Annotated in this window: 15 protein-coding genes; 4 read left to right on the top strand and 11 right to left on the bottom strand. The window is 73.2% G+C overall.

From position 1 onward, the window contains the following. Positions 1-32: 32 nt before the first annotated feature. The 8 genes from MM438_RS04555 to MM438_RS04520 all read right to left on the bottom strand — a co-directional run bounded on the left by MM438_RS04555 (position 33) and on the right by MM438_RS04520 (position 6,097). A complete protein-coding gene (locus MM438_RS04555; RefSeq protein WP_241450058.1) occupies positions 33-1,325 on the bottom strand; it encodes a phage portal protein in 1,293 nt (430 codons plus the stop codon). 14 nt (positions 1,326-1,339) lie between these two features. Next, complete coding sequence (locus tag MM438_RS04550; protein WP_241450059.1) at positions 1,340-2,788, bottom strand: terminase large subunit domain-containing protein; 1,449 nt, start codon at positions 2,786-2,788, stop codon at positions 1,340-1,342. 448 nt (positions 2,789-3,236) lie between these two features. Continuing rightward, positions 3,237-3,491 (bottom strand): hypothetical protein, encoded by a 255-nt coding sequence (locus tag MM438_RS04545; protein WP_241451345.1) that lies wholly within the window; start codon positions 3,489-3,491, stop codon positions 3,237-3,239. A gap of 186 nt (positions 3,492-3,677) precedes the next feature. Then, a complete protein-coding gene (locus MM438_RS04540; RefSeq protein WP_241451344.1) occupies positions 3,678-4,043 on the bottom strand; it encodes a hypothetical protein in 366 nt (121 codons plus the stop codon). Next, on the bottom strand, positions 4,040-4,267 hold the full coding sequence (locus MM438_RS04535; RefSeq protein WP_241451343.1) for a hypothetical protein: 228 nt from the start codon (positions 4,265-4,267) through the stop codon (positions 4,040-4,042). The genes MM438_RS04540 and MM438_RS04535 overlap by 4 nt, the downstream gene beginning before the upstream one ends. Further along, on the bottom strand, positions 4,246-4,515 hold the full coding sequence (locus MM438_RS04530) for a hypothetical protein (RefSeq protein ID WP_241451342.1): 270 nt from the start codon (positions 4,513-4,515) through the stop codon (positions 4,246-4,248). Before MM438_RS04530 ends, MM438_RS04535 begins: the two co-directional genes overlap by 22 nt. 3 nt (positions 4,516-4,518) lie before the next feature. Then, entirely contained in the window at positions 4,519-4,686 is a 168-nt protein-coding gene (locus tag MM438_RS04525; RefSeq protein WP_277627920.1) for a helix-turn-helix domain-containing protein, read from the bottom strand. A 259-nt stretch (positions 4,687-4,945) separates the two neighbouring features. Next, positions 4,946-6,097, bottom strand: coding sequence for a tyrosine-type recombinase/integrase (locus MM438_RS04520; RefSeq protein WP_241451340.1), 1,152 nt, complete (start codon positions 6,095-6,097; stop codon positions 4,946-4,948). Positions 6,098-6,442: 345 nt separating this feature from the next. On the opposite strand from MM438_RS04520, the gene MM438_RS04515 reads away from it, so the two are divergent. Next, positions 6,443-9,061: a S8 family serine peptidase gene (locus MM438_RS04515; RefSeq protein WP_241451339.1), complete on the top strand. Its 2,619-nt coding sequence runs from the start codon at positions 6,443-6,445 to the stop codon at positions 9,059-9,061. Between the two features lie 23 nt (positions 9,062-9,084). Here the strand turns inward: MM438_RS04515 and MM438_RS04510 are convergent, their stop codons facing one another. Further along, positions 9,085-9,981: a DNA-3-methyladenine glycosylase family protein gene (locus MM438_RS04510; protein WP_241451338.1), complete on the bottom strand. Its 897-nt coding sequence runs from the start codon at positions 9,979-9,981 to the stop codon at positions 9,085-9,087. Continuing rightward, entirely contained in the window at positions 9,982-10,719 is a 738-nt protein-coding gene (locus tag MM438_RS04505; protein ID WP_241451337.1) for a hypothetical protein, read from the bottom strand. A gap of 56 nt (positions 10,720-10,775) precedes the next feature. On the opposite strand from MM438_RS04505, the gene MM438_RS04500 reads away from it, so the two are divergent. The 3 genes from MM438_RS04500 (at position 10,776) to MM438_RS04490 (ending at position 14,839) form a co-directional block, all read left to right on the top strand. Then, positions 10,776-11,486 carry a TIGR03089 family protein gene (locus tag MM438_RS04500; protein ID WP_241451336.1) on the top strand — a complete coding sequence of 237 codons (711 nt, stop codon included), beginning with the start codon at positions 10,776-10,778 and terminating at the stop codon, positions 11,484-11,486. Positions 11,487-11,810: 324 nt separating this feature from the next. After that, positions 11,811-13,046 (top strand): SpoIID/LytB domain-containing protein, encoded by a 1,236-nt coding sequence (locus MM438_RS04495; protein ID WP_241451335.1) that lies wholly within the window; start codon positions 11,811-11,813, stop codon positions 13,044-13,046. A gap of 29 nt (positions 13,047-13,075) precedes the next feature. Continuing rightward, positions 13,076-14,839, top strand: coding sequence for an N-acetylmuramoyl-L-alanine amidase (locus tag MM438_RS04490; RefSeq protein ID WP_241451334.1), 1,764 nt, complete (start codon positions 13,076-13,078; stop codon positions 14,837-14,839). A 96-nt stretch (positions 14,840-14,935) separates the two neighbouring features. On the opposite strand, the gene MM438_RS04485 is transcribed toward MM438_RS04490, so the two are convergent. Continuing rightward, positions 14,936-16,978, bottom strand: a complete 2,043-nt coding sequence (locus tag MM438_RS04485; RefSeq protein WP_241451333.1) for a DUF6541 family protein — start codon at positions 16,976-16,978, stop codon at positions 14,936-14,938.

Below are 16,978 nucleotides of genomic sequence, written 5' to 3'. Positions count from 1 at the left end.
GACAAGGGCCCTCTGGTAGGGAGTCTCGCTGCTCATCGGGCCACGACACCGCCAAGATCGAGGCGCGACACGGCGTCAGCGGACATGTCGCGGCGGATCGCGTCAATGTCGCTGTCGGAGTAGCCCAGGCGTCGCAGCGCGGCCGACGCGGGCAGCAGACCCGCGCTGTACAGCTTCACAACGGCGTCCGCCTCCTGCGCCACGGAGCGGGTGGCGGGGTCGGCCCACGACACGGACGGCGCCACGGTGGCGGGGTCGACACCGTTCTCGACGGCCAGGACCAGCCGCGCCACGCGCTCCCACGCGCGCCCGAACACCTGCTGACGGGCCTCGGCACGAGCGGTCAGGCTGGCCTCGCTGGCGCGCAGGGCGTCAGCGCTGGATGGCTGGTTCGACAGCACACCGACGTAGTGGGCTGGCAGACCCGACACCGCCATGATCTGCGACGTGACGACGTTCACGGCGTCGGTGTAGGCGGAGAGATCCGCCGCCGGAAGGCTGCCGAACTTCGTGTCGGGCGACTCCGAGACCATCATCTTGATGCCCTCAGCGAACGGGTTCGCCGCGTTGCCGTCCGCGTCCTCTGCCAGCTCGACGCCGGTAGCCCAGCGCCGGGGCCGGGCGTAGTACTCGCTGCCGACGAGCATGTCGGCGAGGAGCTTGGAGAGGGCGTCGACCAGGGGCAGCAGGTCGGCCATCTCGGAGACCCCGCCGCCGAGCAGGCGGTCGGTGTTGTGCAGCGGCGTGACGGGCACGACTCCCAAGGGGTTGTCGATGCGCTCGACCACCCGGAAGCCGGCCGTGGCGCCCGCCTGCGGGGCGAAGTGGTGGCGGATCGTGTCGGCGGTGTACACCACAGCGTGGGTTCCCTGGGCGTCCTCCCAGCGCTTGATGGCGGCGGTCACCTCTCGGGTGGCGGGGTCGTGGATGGTGACGACCTGACGAGCAGATTCGACCGTGACCAGGGCCTTGCCGTCCTCGCCGGCCCACGTCGCGACGTAGGCGCTGCCGAGGGCCAGGGCCTCGCGGTGCGCGACCCCGGCGAGCTGGTCGAGGTCGTTGCGCCGCCACGCCTCCCACAGTTGCGTGGCGGGCTTGCCGTCGAGGGTGAAGCCGGTCACCCGCAGCCGCTCCGCGAGCGACGTCACGGCCAGACGCGGCAGGTTGGACGACATGGTGGTCAGCCGTTCCCCCAGGGCCTCGCGGGCCTCGGGCGCCAGGAACGCGAGGGGCTGGGTGCCGGCGTAGTAGCGGTCGAGCGCGGCGTACCGGGCCTGCGGGGCGTCCAGGGCCGTCAGGAGCGTCGTGAGCAGATCAGTGGGCATGAGGTGTCCTCCGGTCATCGGAACCCCGCGACGCGGCGTCGAGGGGGCTTGCGGGTGGCGCGCCAGGTGGCGCGGGAGTGGGCCATGACCAGGCACGCGGCGAGGTCGATCTTGCGGGCGTTGCGCTTGCGGTTGGGCTTGGCGAGGCGCACCCCTCGGGCGTCCTCGGTGATCACGGCGGCGGCGACGTGCGCGGCCAGGCGCGGGTCACCGGAGTGCGTCAGCTCCCCGTTGTTGGCGGCGTTCAGCAGGTCACCCGTCGCGGCCGTCAGCCGCGATGGCGAGTGGGGGAACTCCACGACGGGCAGGCCCTCGGCCTCCAGCGCCTGGAGCGTGCGCGTCCAGCGGAAGGGGTCCGCGATGATCTCCACCACCCGGTAGGTGCGGGCGGCGGCGCGGATGGTGTTCTCGACCTCGGCGATGGGCACCCGCCAGGCCTCGTCGCTCGTCGGTCGCTCCCACGTCGCCAGGACGTCGAAGTGCGGCCGGGTCGACACGGTGCCGAGCAGCAGCGCCGTCGTGTCGTCGCTGAACGATCCGTCGAGCGCCAGCACGACGTCGGTGCCCTCGTCGATGCCCTCGCCCGTGCTCAGTGCGTCCCACACGCCGGGCGCCAGGAACGCGCCGTCGGTGTCGGTCACGAACTGGCACAGCCGAGCGCGCCGGAACGTCGCCTCACGCACCTTCGGCGGCAGCAGCGCCGTCAGCGCGTCGCGGTGCAGGTAGTCGTCCAAGGCCGGGTTCGCCAGCTCCCAGCAGTGCTCGCAGTTGACCGGGTGGTGCTCGAACCCCGCGGCGCTGAACTCCCGCCACACCTGCGTCAGGTCGTCGGGGTGCTCAGCGGCATACACGCGCATGTCGGTCAGCACGCTGTTGTGCGGGTCCGGGCCGGGCGTCCCGATCCCGATCAACGTGGACTGGGCGCGCTTGCCCTGGGCCAGGGTTAATACCTCGAACACGTCGCGGTCCACGACGCCCAGCTCGTCCACTATCGCCAGGGACGGGTCCAGCCCCTCGATCGCCTTGGGCGAGGCGGGGAGGCACTGGAACTTCGCGCCCCGCTCAGGCACCGTCAGCCGGTCCTTGTAGACCTGCACGCGCGACGCGAGGTCGTCGTGTAGCTCGACCATGCGCGCGGCCGTGCCGAACACGATGCCGGCCTGCCGCTCGTCCACGGCCACGACATCGACCTCGGCGCCCTCGTCGCCCAGGATGAGGTCGTACAGGCCGAGCGCGGCCACCAGGGTCGACTTCCCCTGTCCACGCGGCATCATCCAGCCGGCGGTGCGAGGGCGAGGGTCAGCGTCCAGGACCGAGCCGACGAGCTCGACCTGCCAGGGCCGCAGCTTCATCGGGGACCGCGCCCCGGTGCCCTTCGGCGTGACGATGTAGCGCTGGCAGAACCGGGCGAACCGGGCCGCCCCCGTGGCTCGGGTGCGCAGCGGCAGGGGCGACGGGTCCACGGCTCCCTTCGGACCGGCCTTCACTGGTCACCCTCCGTGGCATTCAGTCGAACAGGCGTGCGAGTGTGATGGCCCCTGCGCCTGGGCGCCGGGGGAGGGGCGAGCGCTGAGCGACCCCCTCCCCCCAGGTCGTCACTCTCGGTCACGGGTCGGGCTCGTCCTCGCTTGCTGTTGCAGGACCGGCAGACCACGGCGACGTCCTCCAGGCGGATCGCCAGTCCGGCGGCCTTGCGCTCCCACGCTCGGGGCGAGTGGTCGGTGGTGAGGTCGGTGGTGGCTCCGCAGTCCTCGCACAGCGGCGAGAGGCGGCGGGCGCGGCGACTGAGCTTCACCCAGGCCCAGTCGTAGCCCCGCTCGTGGCCAGGGGCCTTGGGGTAGTGCTTGGGCCTGTGCTCCTCGCAGTGGCTCCCGGCGGTGGGCTCACCGCAGCGCAGGCACGGACGCATGGTCATGCGGTCACCTCGCGCTTTTCGTCGTGGGAGGCGAGGCGGTGTCGCCAGGAGGCTCCGTCCCGGTGGCGCGTGATGACGCCTGCGGCGATGAGGCAGCGGAGGGCGATCTGTGCGAGGTCTGCGTACATGCCGCCCTGTTCGCGGGCGGTGGCGATGAGCTCTCGACGGTTGAGGTCGGGCTGCTCGGCGACGACGCGAAGGTAGGTGTCGACTGCGGCGTCGATCTCTTGGTCGGTGACCCATACGGCCATGACGGGGTGCTCCTTGGGGTCTGTGGTTCGGCTGCGGTGACGCTCGGAGAAGGTGCGTAGATAGATCAAGACGTGGCCCTCTGACCTGCGGGTTTGAACGCTAAAGGGGAATCTGGTTCCTCATGAGGGGAATCTGGTTCCCCTTTACGAGCGCTTCTGCGTAGTAAGGGGGAATCTGGTTCCCCTTTAAGAGCGGGTGGCGTGGGTGTAGCGGTGGGCGTCGAAGGCCACGAGGTCGGCCGATAGGACGAGTTCCATCGACGTGCTGCCGGGCCCGTAGAGCCCCGCAGCGACGCCTCGGTCGATGGCCTTGCGCAGGGTGCTGCGCTCACCCACGTCCAGCAGCTCGGCCAGTTCTCCTCGCCCGAAGGTGGCTCGGCGCCGGCCATCGACCGAGGCACTCGCGACAAGCCACAGCCGTAGGTCGAGAGGGAGCGGTGCCACCTTCTGGCCCGCCTCGCGCTGCTGGGCGACCGTGGCCTGGTGGCGCTTGATGAACGGCCGTACCTTGCGGCGCAGCAGCTTGGAGAACAGCTCGACAGGCTCACTCACCCCGCCGCCTTTCTGGCCTTGGACTCGACGACGCGCCAGCCCTCGACCTCGGCTACGGCCATGACGTCGGGGAGGCGTGAGGCCCGCACGGTGCGGAACGGCTCCTTGCCGGCGGATAGGATGCGGGCGCTGAGCAGGAGCTCGTGTACGTCTCCCCCGGTCGGGCTGAACAGGGGTACGCGGCCGTTGAGCTCGCGGCAGATCACCAGGACGTCCGTCGCCACGGTGCACCTCCTGTCGCTGCTGCGATGAGGCGGCGTGCGCGGGCTTCGTCTACGGCGTCGCGAAGGCCGGCGAGGTAGCCGTCGTCATAGCCGACCTGGTAGACGTGGCGGTCGGCGTCGAGAGTGGGTGTGGGGGCGAGGGGCTTGCCGTCGAGGTAGGCAAGGGCCGCCCGAGCGACGTTGGTCGCCCAGGCGTACTCTGCGCTGGCCTGCGTGGTGGCCCCTGCCCGCTGGGTTGCGGGCGTCACGGGTCAGACCGTCGGGGTGGGGACGGGGACGAACAGGGCGTCTACGTCTTCGGGGCGGAGGCGAATCGTCTTGGCGCCGATGCGATACGCAGGCAGCTTGCCCTCGGAGATCAGACGGCGGACGGTCTTGTCGCTCACGCCCAACCGCTCTGCGGCTGCGGGAATCGACATGGGACGGGGCTTACTGGCGGTTGCCTTCTGGGGCATGATGGTGGCGCCTCTCTGTGACTGAGTAGGTAGGCGGCCCCGGTGGATTCTTTGGCGAGAGACACCGGGGTCGTCACTGTGTGTAACGTAAATTGCTAACAACGAGCCGCCTCCGTGCTTGGGAGGCGGCTAAGTCAGGTATGTGGTTGTAGTCCGGCGGGGCGCAGGCACTGCCCCATGTTGCCGAGTCACCACCAAACGTAGACTTGCTGCCTTGTTTTGGTCAACTACGTCCAGGCATCCCCCCTCCCATCCTGTCCGCGATCCACTTGTCGCGGCCCTGGGCGGCGTGCTGGTAGCGCAGGGCGGCCGTGGGCGTGGAGTGCCCCAGCCGCGCCATCAGCTCGGCCAGCGTGGCGCCCGCCTGGGCTGCCAGGACGGCTGAGGAGTGGCGGAGGTCGTGCAGCCGTAGGTCGGGCCGGCCGATTGACTCACGGGCGGCGTAGTACGACGTCATGAACGTCTTGTGCAGCATGTGGTCGTTGGTGCCGGGGCGCGGGAACAGCAGGGCATCGGGCTGGGGCTGGACGTGCTGCTCGAGGTGGGCTGCCAGGGCCGGGAGCATCACGGGCGGGACGTGCACGGTGCGCACGCCGGCCCGGCTCTTCGGGGTCCCCACGATGTCCTTCCCATCCACGCGGGTCACGGCGCGCTCGACCCGGATCGTGCCGGCGGCCAGGTCGACGTCACGACGCCGCAGCTCGGCCACCTCGCCCCACCGGAGCCCGCACCAGCCGCAGATCAGCACGAGGGCCTGCAGTCGGTCCGGCATCGCGGCGGCGAGCCGGGCGACGTCCTCGGGCGCAACCGGGCTGATCTCGCGGGCGCGGCTGGTCTGCCCTGCGCCGGTGATCTGGCACGGGTTGCTCGGGATCAGTCCGTCAGCGACGGCCTGGCCCATGACGGTGCGCAGGAGGCTGTAGGCATGCGCGCGTCGGGTGGGCGTCTTGGGGTCAAGCCCGCCGTACCAAGCCGTCACCGCGTCGGGGGTGATGGAGCGCAGCGGCAGGTCGCCGAGGGCCGGCAGGATCACATGGTCGAGGTGCCAGGTGTAGAGCCGCCGGGTGGTGGGCTTCAGGGGTTCGCCCCGGACGTGCCGTCGCTCGATGACGCCGGGGGCGTACTCGCGCAGCGTGGTCGTGCCCTTCGCGCGCTGGGCGCGGGCCTTGGGGGGTACCCATGCGTCGCCGTAGTTGTGGTGGCGGCTGACCAGGTGCTCCTCAAGCCCGAGCCATGCCTCGGCGTCACCCTTGGTCTGGAAGGTCGCCGGGGCGTTGTGCCGCGTCAGGTCCGGCCCGGTGTAGCTCGCTTGCCATCGGCCGGATGGCAGCTTGCGCAGCGCGCCGAACGCTCGGCGGGACCGCTTCCTTGCCATGCGCATCCCCTCAGATCGTGCAACTTCGGTGCAAGGAACTATTGCACACAGGGGTATTGCTGTCTACGTGTGGGTAGGTCTATAGTCCAAGTCATCGCAGGTCACGAGCATGAATCCCCTGGTCGGGGCGCATGCAACGTGGAGCGCATTCCATAGGTTCGAATCCTACTGGGGGCGCCACGGCGCCGAAGGCCCGTCTCCTGCCGCGGCAGGAGACGGGCCTTCGTCATACGTCGGGCAGGTCGCCGGGGGCCGCTCCGCCGTCCGAGTGCACCCCTGAGGGCGCTTCGCCACTTTAAGTAGTTGAAAACTACTCTGCGTCGTGAACTCACGATCGGAGCCCCCGTGCCTGCCTCCACCCCCCGCCGTGTCCTGAGCGTCCTCGCGCTCCCCCTCGCCACGCTGCTCGCCGTCGCCGGCCCGGGGACGCCCGGTCCCGCGGAGGCGAGCCCCCGCCCGCAGCCGGCCCGGTCGACCGCGCCGACGCCGTCGGCCGCGACCCTGGACCCCGCCGGGTTCTACCTCGTCACCATGGCCGCGCCCCCCGCCGCCACCGCGCCCGCCACCCGGCCCGCCACGAGCCAGCGGCTCCAGGTCCACGCCGCCGCCACCCAGGCCTACGCCCGCGACCAGCTGGGCCGCCAGCGCGCCGCCGCCGCCCGGGCGCACGCGACGATCTCCCGGCAGCTCACGCTCGCCACGAACGGCTTCACCGCCGCGCTGGACCCCGCCCAGGTCACGGCCCTGCGCAAGGACCCCGCCGTCGCCCGGGTGCAGCCAGTCCGTGCCCGCCGGGCCGCGGTCTACCGCACGCCCGACACGCTCGGCCTGACCGGGGCCACGGGCGTGTGGAGCCAGGTCGCCCCCGCCCCGACCGCGCCCCTGACCGCCGGCCAGGGAGTGGTCGTCGGCGTGCTCGACACCGGCGTCTGGCCGGAGAACCCGGCCTTCCGCGGCGCCGCCGTCGCCACCAGCGCGAGCAGCACGCCCGGGACGGCCTGGAGCACCGACGGCAACGCGACCGTCACCGTGCCCAAGGTCGGCGGCGGTACCTTCACCGGCAGCTGCACGGGTGCCGTCCCCGGGCAGGTCACCGAGGCCTGGCAGCCGACCCTGTGCAACCAGAAGCTCGTGTCCGCGCGCGCCTTCCCGACCCACTACCCGTCCTACGCGAAGTCCCCCGCGACCAGCACCACCGCCCCGGACTACTGGTCACCGCGGGACAACGACGGCCACGGCTCGCACACCGCCTCCACCGCCGCGGGGGCCGATGCCGACATGGGCTCGGCCTACGGCCGCAGCGCCGGGATCGCCCCCGGTGCCTCCCTCGCGGTCTACAAGGTCTGCTGGGACTTCGCCGGGACCGATGCCGACGGTGACGGCGCCACCGACAACTACTGCCTGGACGACTCCACGGTCGCCGCCGTGGACCAGGCGGTCGCCGACGGGGTCGACGTCATCTCCTACTCGGTCTCCGGGGCCACCGACGAGGTGACCGACCCGGTGTCCGAGGCCTTCCGCGCGGCCGACGCCGCCGGCGTCAGCGTGGTCGCGGCGGCGGGGAACTCGGGCTCGGCCGCCGGGAGCGTCAACCACGTCGCGCCCTGGGTGACGACGGTGGGCGCCTCGGCCTACACCGCGCCGTACGCCGTGCAGGGCTTCTCCGGTCGCGGGCCCACGCCGGTCGCCGAGGGCGGGCTGCTGAAGCCGGACCTGACCGCGCCGGGGGCCGCGGTCGTGGCCGCCACGGTGCCTCCGGACTGGTCCCCGACCGCGGCCCCCGCCTGGCAGACCCAGTGGGGCACCTCGATGGCGACCCCGCACGTGTCCGGGCTGACGGCCCTGCTGCGGGCACGGCACGCGGGCGACCCCGCGTGGACGACCAGCGCGATCCGCTCGGCGCTGATGCTCACCGCGCGGGCCACCTCCACCCCCGACCCCTTCGCCCAGGGAGCGGGCTACGTCAACCCCGTCGACGCGCTCGACCCCGGCCTGCTGCTGGACGTCACCCCCGAGGAGCTGGCGGGCTTCGCGGCCACCCAGGGGACGGTCACCGGGCGCACCCCGGTCGCGGCCACCGACCTCAACCTCGCCTCCATCGCGGTGGCCCGGCAGGGCGGCCCCGTCACCGTGCGGCGGACCTTCCGCGCCACACGACCCGGCACCTGGACGGTCAGCGGCAGCCTGGCCGGCTACCGCGTCACCGTCCCCGCGAGCATCACCGCCGCCGCAGCCGGGGCCCTGGCCCCCCTCGACGTGACCCTGCAGCCCGCGGGCGCCACCCCCGGCTCCTGGGCCAAGGGGACGCTGACGCTCACCCCCACCAGCGGCCCCACCCTGCACCTGCCCCTCGTCTCGCGCCCCGGCTTCGTGCAGCCGCGGGAGCTGCGGGCGAGCGGCCGCAGCGGCCGGGTGCCGCTGCGGGTCGCCAGCCCCACGGCCGGCCGGTTCACCCCGACCGTCGGCCTGGCCACGGGCGTCACCGGCACCGCCCAGGTGGCCGACGGCGCCTGGTGGACCGGCCCGACCTTCACGGTGCCCGCCGGGACCCCGCACCTGCGCGTCGTCGTGGACGGGGTCCCCGAGGAGGACCTGGACCTCTACCTCCAGGTCCTCGACGCCACCGGGACCTGGACGGACGTGGCGTCCTCTGCCGGCACCGGCGCGCACGAGCAGGTCACCGTGAGCAGCCCGACCCCGGGCAGCTACCGTTACCGGGTCGCGGGCTACGCCGTCGGCAGCAGGGGGACCTTCACCCACAGCCGGTATGTCGTGACGACCACGCCGCTGCCGGCTCCTGCCGTCGCGACCTTCACCGTCAACCCGCGCACCTCGCTGCTGCAGGGGGGCCTGACCTCGACGCCGTGGGCGGTGTGGAACGGCCTCGAGCCGGGCCGCAGCTACCTCGGCTACGTGCTCTATCCCACGTCCGTGGCCGCGACCACCATCGTGATCACCACCTGATCCCGGGTGGCGCCCCGAGCCCGTCAACGAGGCAGGTGGGTCCGCGGCGCCATCCGGGCACCCCGCCGGGGCCGCCCGCCCCGCGTCGCCAGCACCAGCCGCACCACCCGGTGGCGGTGACCGGCATACGGGCGCAGCAGCTCTGCCAGCCCGTGGTCGTCCAGCTCGCGACCCAGCACCGCCCACCCCACGTCCTTGGCCACGTGGTAGTCCCCGAAGCTCACGGCGTCCGGGTCGCCCAGCGCCCGCTGGCGCACCTCCGCCGCGGTCCACGCCCCGATGCCCGGGACCGTCCGCAGCCGCCGGTGGGCCTCGCGCAGGTCGAGCCCGGTGATCTCCTCCAGGCGGGGCGCGACGGCGAGCGCCCGTACGACGGTGTCGGAGCGGGCGGCGTCCACACCCGCCCGCAGCCAGACCCAGGACGGCAGCTGCCGCCATACCGCGACCGAGGGGGCCACCACCAGCCCCAGGTCGGCGCCCGGCCCCGGCGCCGGCTCGCCGTGGGACCGGACCAGCCGGCGGTAGCCGCCGAAGGCATCCTGCCCGGTCACCCGTTGCTCGATGATCGCGGGCACGAGGGCCTCCACGACCAGGCCGGTGCGCCCGATCCGCAGCCCCGGGGCGCTGCGCACGGCGTGGGCCACCACGTCGTGGACGGGTTCGAGGCCGGAGGCGTCGTCGTGCTCACCGACGAGGGCAGGCAGGGCGTCCAGCACCCAGGCCGCGCCCGGCCCCCAGGCCTCGCCGAGGACCTCCGGGCCGACCCGGCGCACGTGCAGCGTCGCCGGGCCGTCCGGGGTGCGCAGGGCCCGCCACCAGCCACCGGCTCCACGTCGGCCGGTGGGATCCCCTCCACCCCGCTGCAGGACCCCCAGGGTGGCGTCCAGGTCCAGGGGGCGGTCGAGCCGGATCCGGCGCACTCACCGCCGCCGGAAGGTCAGGCGAAGCAGGGCATAGGGACCGTCCGCGTCCGGACCCCCGTCGCGGGCGACCCGCGCCAGGTGCGCCAGCCGGTGCCCGAGCTCGCCGTCGAGGTCGCCGACGAGCACCAGGCCGAGGTCGTGGGCCCGGGCGACCAGGGCGCGCAGGTCGGCCCGCCCCAGCGCGCCGTCCGCACCGTCGTCACCGACCGGCACCGTGGTCACCACCGCGCCCCCGGGACGCAGGACCGCGGACGCCCGCTCGAGCAGGTCGTCGACGTCGTCGGCGCGCACCCGCGCCGGGTGCACCCGGACGACCAGGTCGGCACCGCCCGCCTCGGCCGGGAGCTCGCGCGCCACGGGGAAGCCCACGGCCCGGCACCAGCGCGAGACCGCCGAGCGCGGCGCCCCCAGGTCCACGACCAGGCTGGTGCGGCTGCCGGTGTCGACCAGCCGGACCGCGGCCGCCAGGACACCGAGCGCGGCCCAGGCGTCCAGCTCGTCGAGCACCATCGGCAGCCCCAGGTCGTCGGCGAGGCGGGTGTGCTCGTGGGCCTGGTCGACCGAGGAGAGCAGATCGGTGGGCAGCACCCACTCGGGCAGCGCGGCACCGGTCAGCCTCACCCGAGGGCCCGCCTCGGCCCGGGACTGGAGCAGATGGGCCGCCCCCGCCACCACCACCGCGCTCGCCGCGACCCCCGCCGCACGCCCGAACAACCGCGCCCGTCCTGCGTCCATCGACCGTCCTCCTCGCTGCTGGCGCCACCCTAGCCCGGTCTGGCTAGGGTGGCACCGTGCCGACCCTCGCCGACGCCGTCCAGGTCCTGCAGTCCGGGGACACCAGCCAGCCCGCGATCACGTGCTACGACCGCAGCGGGGGCCCCACCGACGGCGAGCGGATCGAGCTCAGCGGGCGGGTGCTGCTGACCTGGGCCGCCAAGGCCGCCGGTGCGCTCCAGGACGAGCTGCTGGTCGAGCCCGGCACCACGGTGGGGCTGGCGCTGCCGCCCCACTGGCGGGTCGGCTACTGGGCGCTGGCGACCTGGTGGGTGGGCGCGACGCTGGTCACGGGCCCACAGGCCGCCACCGCGGACGTGCTGGTCACCGACGACGTCGCGCTGGCCGCCGACCACCACGGGGAGCAGGTGCTGGTGACGCTCGCCGGGCTCGCGCGGTCGCACCCGGGCCCGGTCCCGGCCGGGGTCATGGACGAGGCGCGCGAGCTGGCGTCCTGTCCCGACCGCTTCGTGCCGCTGCTGCGGCCCGCAGGGGCCGACCTGGCGTGGCGGGCCACCGACCGCGCCAGGACGTATGCCGAGGAGCTGCCGGGCCGCACGGGGCGCGCGCTGGTGGTGGCGAGCGGGGCCGAGACCGAGAGCTGCCTGCGGTCCATGGTCGAGCACTGGGCGGGCGGAGGTTCCGTCGTGCTGGTGCGCTCGGCGGACGCGGTCGTCCCGGCCGCCGACGTGGCGGCGATCCGGGTGGCCGAGCGCGTCACCGACTAGTCATCTCGGGCCACCCACCTGCGGGTCTCCTGGTCACCAGGGCGTCGGCTGCCACCGCCCGGGTGCGAGGCCGGGGTGGCCTCGGCGTCACACGAACCTCACCAACCCCCTGGACCTCACGAGTCACATGCCTGTCATTAGTCCAAAGGCGGCATCGCGGCATCAACGGGTTCCACATCACGTCATGGTGTGATCAGATACTCTCCGTAGTCATTCAGTCACTAAAAGTAGTAATGACTCCGGGGCGTACCAGCCACCCACCCCTCCCCTGACCGGGAGGGCCACCCGGGACCGCCCCCACCCCGGGTGTTGGAGAGATCACTCATGCGTATTGCTCACCGCGCGCTCGGCGCGGGACTGACGGCGGCCACCTGCGCCGCCACGGTCCTCGCCGGCGCTCCCACCGCCCAGGCTGCCGAGGTCTACACCCGGCCCGCCGACGGGACCATCGAGATCACCGGGCGAGGCTTCGGCCACGGCCGGGGCATGTCGCAGTACGGCGCGATGAATGCCGCCCGCCAGGGCCGCACCTGGCAGCAGATCGTCAGCCACTACTACCCCGGCACCACGGCCGCCTACCTCGCCAACCCCAGCGTCCGCGTGAGCATCGCCGGCAAGGTCGGCAGCACCCTGCGCGTGGCCCCCGAGGCCGGCCTGGTCGCCGACGACGGCGCCGGCCAGGTCGTCCGGCTCGCCACCACCAACTGGGGCGTCCCGCTCACGTCCTGGGAGGTCGCCCGCCCCGCCGCCGGTGGCACCAGCACCACCGCGACGCTGTGGTTCACCACCGCCCTCGGCAAGCGCTACGCGCTGCGCTCCACGAACGCCGGGCTGTGGACGATCCGACCCGCCGACGGCACCGTGACCGCGCTCACCCCCACGCTCAAGCCCGCGGCGACCTACCTCGGCACGGCCACCGGTCGACGCACCGGCACGACGATCACACCGGTGGTGACCACCAGCATGGAGAACTACGTCCGCCAGGTCGTGCCCTTCGAGAGCCCCGGCAGCTGGCCGGTCGCCGCGCTGGCCGCCCAGACCGTCGCCGCCCGTTCCTACGCGGCCGCCGCCCTGCGCCGCCCGTGGGCCGCGACGTACGACATCTGCGACACCCAGGCCTGCCAGGTCTTCGGCGGCATCACCGCCGAGACCGCGAACAGCCGCGCCGCGGTCGCCACGAGCGCCGGGACCATCCTCACGTCCGCCGGAGTCCCCGCCCTGACCGAGTTCGGCTCGTCCAACGGCGGCCAGCGGGTCTACGGGCTCAAGAGCTACCTGCCCGGCACGTCGGACGCCTTCGAGACCGGCCTCGCCCCCACCACCAACACCTGGACCACCTCGATCCCGGTCACCCGTCTCGAGCAGGCCTACCCGGCCATCGGCACCCTGCGCACCCTGACCGTCCTCACCCGGGACGGCAAGGGCTACTGGGGCGGCCGCGTCCTCACGCTGCGCCTCACCGGCACCAAGGGCTACGTCGACCTCACCGGAGACCGCTTCCGGTCCCTCGTCGGCAGCTCCGCCCTGCGCTCCACCTACTTCCTGCCGATCTCGGCCTGACCTCACCCGTCCCCCAAGGAGGAGATGACATGACCGGCACCCGCGCCACCCTGATCAAGGGCTCTGGACTGCTGACCGCCGCCATGGGGCTGAGCTTCGGCTTCGTCGCCCTGCCCAGCATCACCGGCCCGGCCTCCGTGCCCGCCGCGGTCCCCGCCCGCAACACCCCGGTCACGCCCGGGACCACCACCCACCCGCTGAACGGCGCCCCGCAGACCTCGGTCGCCGCCGCCGGCCCGCAGACCAAGGTCATCGACCAGGCGACCCTCCCGCGCGACAAGGACGGCAAGGTCGTGATGCCCGCCGGCAAGGTGGCGCTGGACCCGGCCCTGGAGGCCGGACAGGCCGACGACACCGTGGTGGACCTCGCGGCCACCGGTGACCTGGTGGGCATCACCTGGCCCGCCTCCACGACCGTCGCCCCCCGGGCCACGGTCGCCGTGCGCGCCAAGAACGACCAGGGTTGGCAGGACTGGCAGGAGCTGACCGTCGACGCCGTGCGGGACCAGCGCACCGGCACCGTCCGCAAGTACGGCACGGACCCGCTGTGGGTCGACGGCGCCACCCGGGTCCAGATCCGGGTGGCCCCCGAGGCCAAGGCCCTGCTGCGGACGGCGTCCCTGGCGGCGATCACCTCCCCCACCACCGCGGCCGACGCCCAGCTGACGCCGCAGGCCACGCCGGGCGCCGCGAGCGCGGCCTACGCGCCGGGCTACATCTCCCGCGCCGGGTGGGGTGCCAACGAGTCGCTGCGCAAGGGCTGCGTCCCGACGATCAACCCCACCACCCAGGTCGTCGTGGTCCACCACACGGCCGGCACCAACGGCTACACCGCCGCCCAGAGCGCCTCGATCCTGCGGGGCATCTACGCCTACGACACGAACTCCCTGGGCTGGTGCGACGTGGCCTACAACATGGTCGTCGACAAGTACGGCCAGAAGTTCGAAGGGCGCTACGGCGGCCTCAACCGCCCGGTCAAGGGCGCCCACGCCGACTCCTTCAACACCCGGACCTTCGGCATCTCCATCCTCGGCAACTACGACGTCGCGTCGGTCCCCTCGGCCGGCATGTGGGCCCTGAAGCAGGGCATCGCCATGCGGCTGTCGCAGTTCTACATCAACCCCTACGGCAAGACGACGATGTACTCCGAGTACAACGGCACCACGTCGCGCTTCCCCAAGGGAGCGGCCTACTACGCCAACAACATCGCCGGGCACCGCGAGTCGAGCTACACCGCGTGCCCGGGGCGCTACCTCTACCCGCGCCTCGGCGAGCTGCGCACCGGTGCCGCCGCTCTGGCCGGGTGGACCGGATCGGGCTACAACTCCCCGATCTACAAGCGCTACGTCGCCGGCGGCGGGGCCGCGAAGTACGGCTACGTCAACGTCGGCGAGAGCCTCGTGTCCGGGATGCAGCGCACGGCCTTCACCTCGGGCCGGTTCTTCTACTCCACGCCCGCCGGCGTCAAGATCATCGGCCCCGGCATCAACACGACGTGGATGGGCCTGGGCGGGTGGACCTGGGCGGGCTACCCCACCACCGACGAGGTCTCGACCGCCAACGGGTGGTACGTCCACTTCAGCCGGGGCATCACCGTCACGTCCAACCGGTCCGGCCTGCGGTCCTACACCGGCGGCGCGATCCGCGGCTACTGGCTCAAGCGTGGCGGCATGTGGGGCTCCCTCGGCGCCCCCACCGCGGCGATGCAGACCATCCCCGGAGGCTGGCAGCAGCAGTTCGCCGGCGGTCTGATCAAGGCCGACCGGGCCACGGGCGCCGTCTGGCTGGCCTGACCCCGTCAGCACCGACGCCGAACCCCGCCGACCTCCTCGGGCCGGCGGGGTTCGGCTGCGCGAGCCAGAGCGGCAGGTCCGCCTGCGCGGGTCGCCTCAGGACCGGCAGGGGCCCACGCGGTAGACCGTCACGGTGCCCTCGTGCCCGATCGGCGTCAGGCCGGGGCGGTTGGTCAGGCTGTTGAGACCAAGATACTTCCACGGGCGGCGGAGCTGGTCGTCGGACCAGAACAACCTCGTGTCCTCCGTGGCGTAGCCGATCTTGAGGCGCTTGACCGCCCGGCATACCTCCCGGTCCGTGGCGAGCTCCTTGAACCGCGCGGCGACCAGCTTGCGGTCCGCGTCGAGCGAGGTCGTCAGGTGCGGGATGACGGACTCGCGGCCGCTCAAGGGGCCGGCGAGCGCGGCGCCGTTCCAGGGATTGCCGACGACCCGTTCGCCGTCGGCGACCCCCGGGCGCAGGGTCTGCTGGTAGAGCACGGCCTCGTCCCGGTCCACGAGGGTGGTGTTCTCCTTCTCGGGGTAGTAGCCCTTGCGGATCGTCTCGGCGACGTCGTCCAGGGCCAGGCCGCCGGGCAGCGCCCAGACGACGGCGGCGAGGACGCCGATCCCGGCCCCCCACTGCCACACCACCGAGCGACCGGGCATCACCTGCAGGTGCCGGCCGGCCCGGTGGGGCCGCTCGGAGTACCACGCGTCCAGGGCACCCAGCAGCTTGTCGCGGCACCAGACCAGGCCCAGCCCGACGAGGGGCGCGGCGGTGATCGGCAGCAGCGCGACGATGCGGTACTGGTCGTTGTACCAGAAGCTCGTGAGGTCCTTGGAGATCGGCTCGTCGGTGCCCGCGGCCAGCATGTAGAGGTAGACGACCACCCCGTGGGCCAGCGGCACCCACAGGGTGTGACGCTGCTGGCAGGCGCGCACCGCGCCGAGCACGGCCAACGCTCCCATCACCCAGGACGACGGCGAGCCGGGCGACCCCAGGGCGAGCGCGTTGCCGAAGGCCTGGGCCAGGGTCATCCCGGCCGGCCAGTCGAAGGACATCGTGCTCTTGAGCGCCGGGATCTGCAGGACCCGGGCCCACAGGGGCGGCACCACCAGCACGACGGCGAGCACGATCAGCAGCACCCACAGCGGCCCCAGCCGCCGGGTCCGCCACAGCCGGGACAGGCCCCGGGCGACCGCGGCGGCGAGCACCGGCACGGCGAGCGCGAACGCCGCGAAGACGCTTCCCGGGTGGGCGTAGTAGAGCCCGCTGGCGCTCAGGAACCCGGCGACGACGGCCGTGGCGATCGGGATGGTCGGCGTCGCCGCCTGGGCCAGCGAGATGACCACGAGCGCGAGGACCGCGGGGAGCACGGCGATGCCCAGCATGTTGGGCCACAGGACGCCCCACTTCATCAGCAGCGCCGGGAAGAGCGGGATCGAGCAGGCGGCGACGACCGAGGCGAGGATGCCGTAGCGATGCCGGGCCAGGACCACGTGGGCGAGCAGCGCCACCGAGGGGATCCAGCACAGGGCCCCGATGACCACCGCGAGGACGTTGGCGGCGACCACCGCGTCCACCCCGGTATGCCGGACCAGCAGGCCCGCGATCGCGTGGAACAGCGGCGGGTAGAAACCGGGCCGCCCGGTCGTGTTGGCCGTCGCCGCGACGGTGGCGGGGCTGGCCGAGCCGAGGCTCCCCACCCGCTCCACGGCGTTGATGTGGAAGACCCCGTCGTAGCTCTGCTGCACCGACTCGACCTGGCCGATGGTGTGGATCGCGACGGCCGCGAGCCAGGTCGCGCCCAGCGCCGCGGTGACCCCGAACACCGCCAGGTCCACCAGGCTGCGACGCTCCACCGCCTCCGGCGGCAGTTGCAGCAGCCGCGGCGCCCAGGTGCGTGCCGCGAGCCACAGGGCGCCGGCGACGACGGCGACGACGAGGGTGCCGACCGCGACGGCGATCCAGGTCCAGCTCAGGTGCAGGCTCGCTGCCAGCGGGATGGCCCAGCCGATGGCGGCCAGGGACAGCAGCGGTGCCGCGCCGAGCAGGGGCTCCCGGCGCAGCCCGAGAGCGGCGCCGACGACCAGTCCGGGCACCGTCACCAGGACGGCGGCGAGCAGCAGGGCGGGCCAGACGGCGACCCAGGACAT

The sequence above is a fragment of the Arsenicicoccus dermatophilus genome (assembly GCF_022568795.1).
Lineage (GTDB): Bacteria > Actinomycetota > Actinomycetes > Actinomycetales > Dermatophilaceae > Arsenicicoccus > Arsenicicoccus dermatophilus.
The sequence above is the reverse complement of the archived record's forward strand: the minus strand, read 5'-3'. Positions and strand labels throughout refer to the sequence as shown.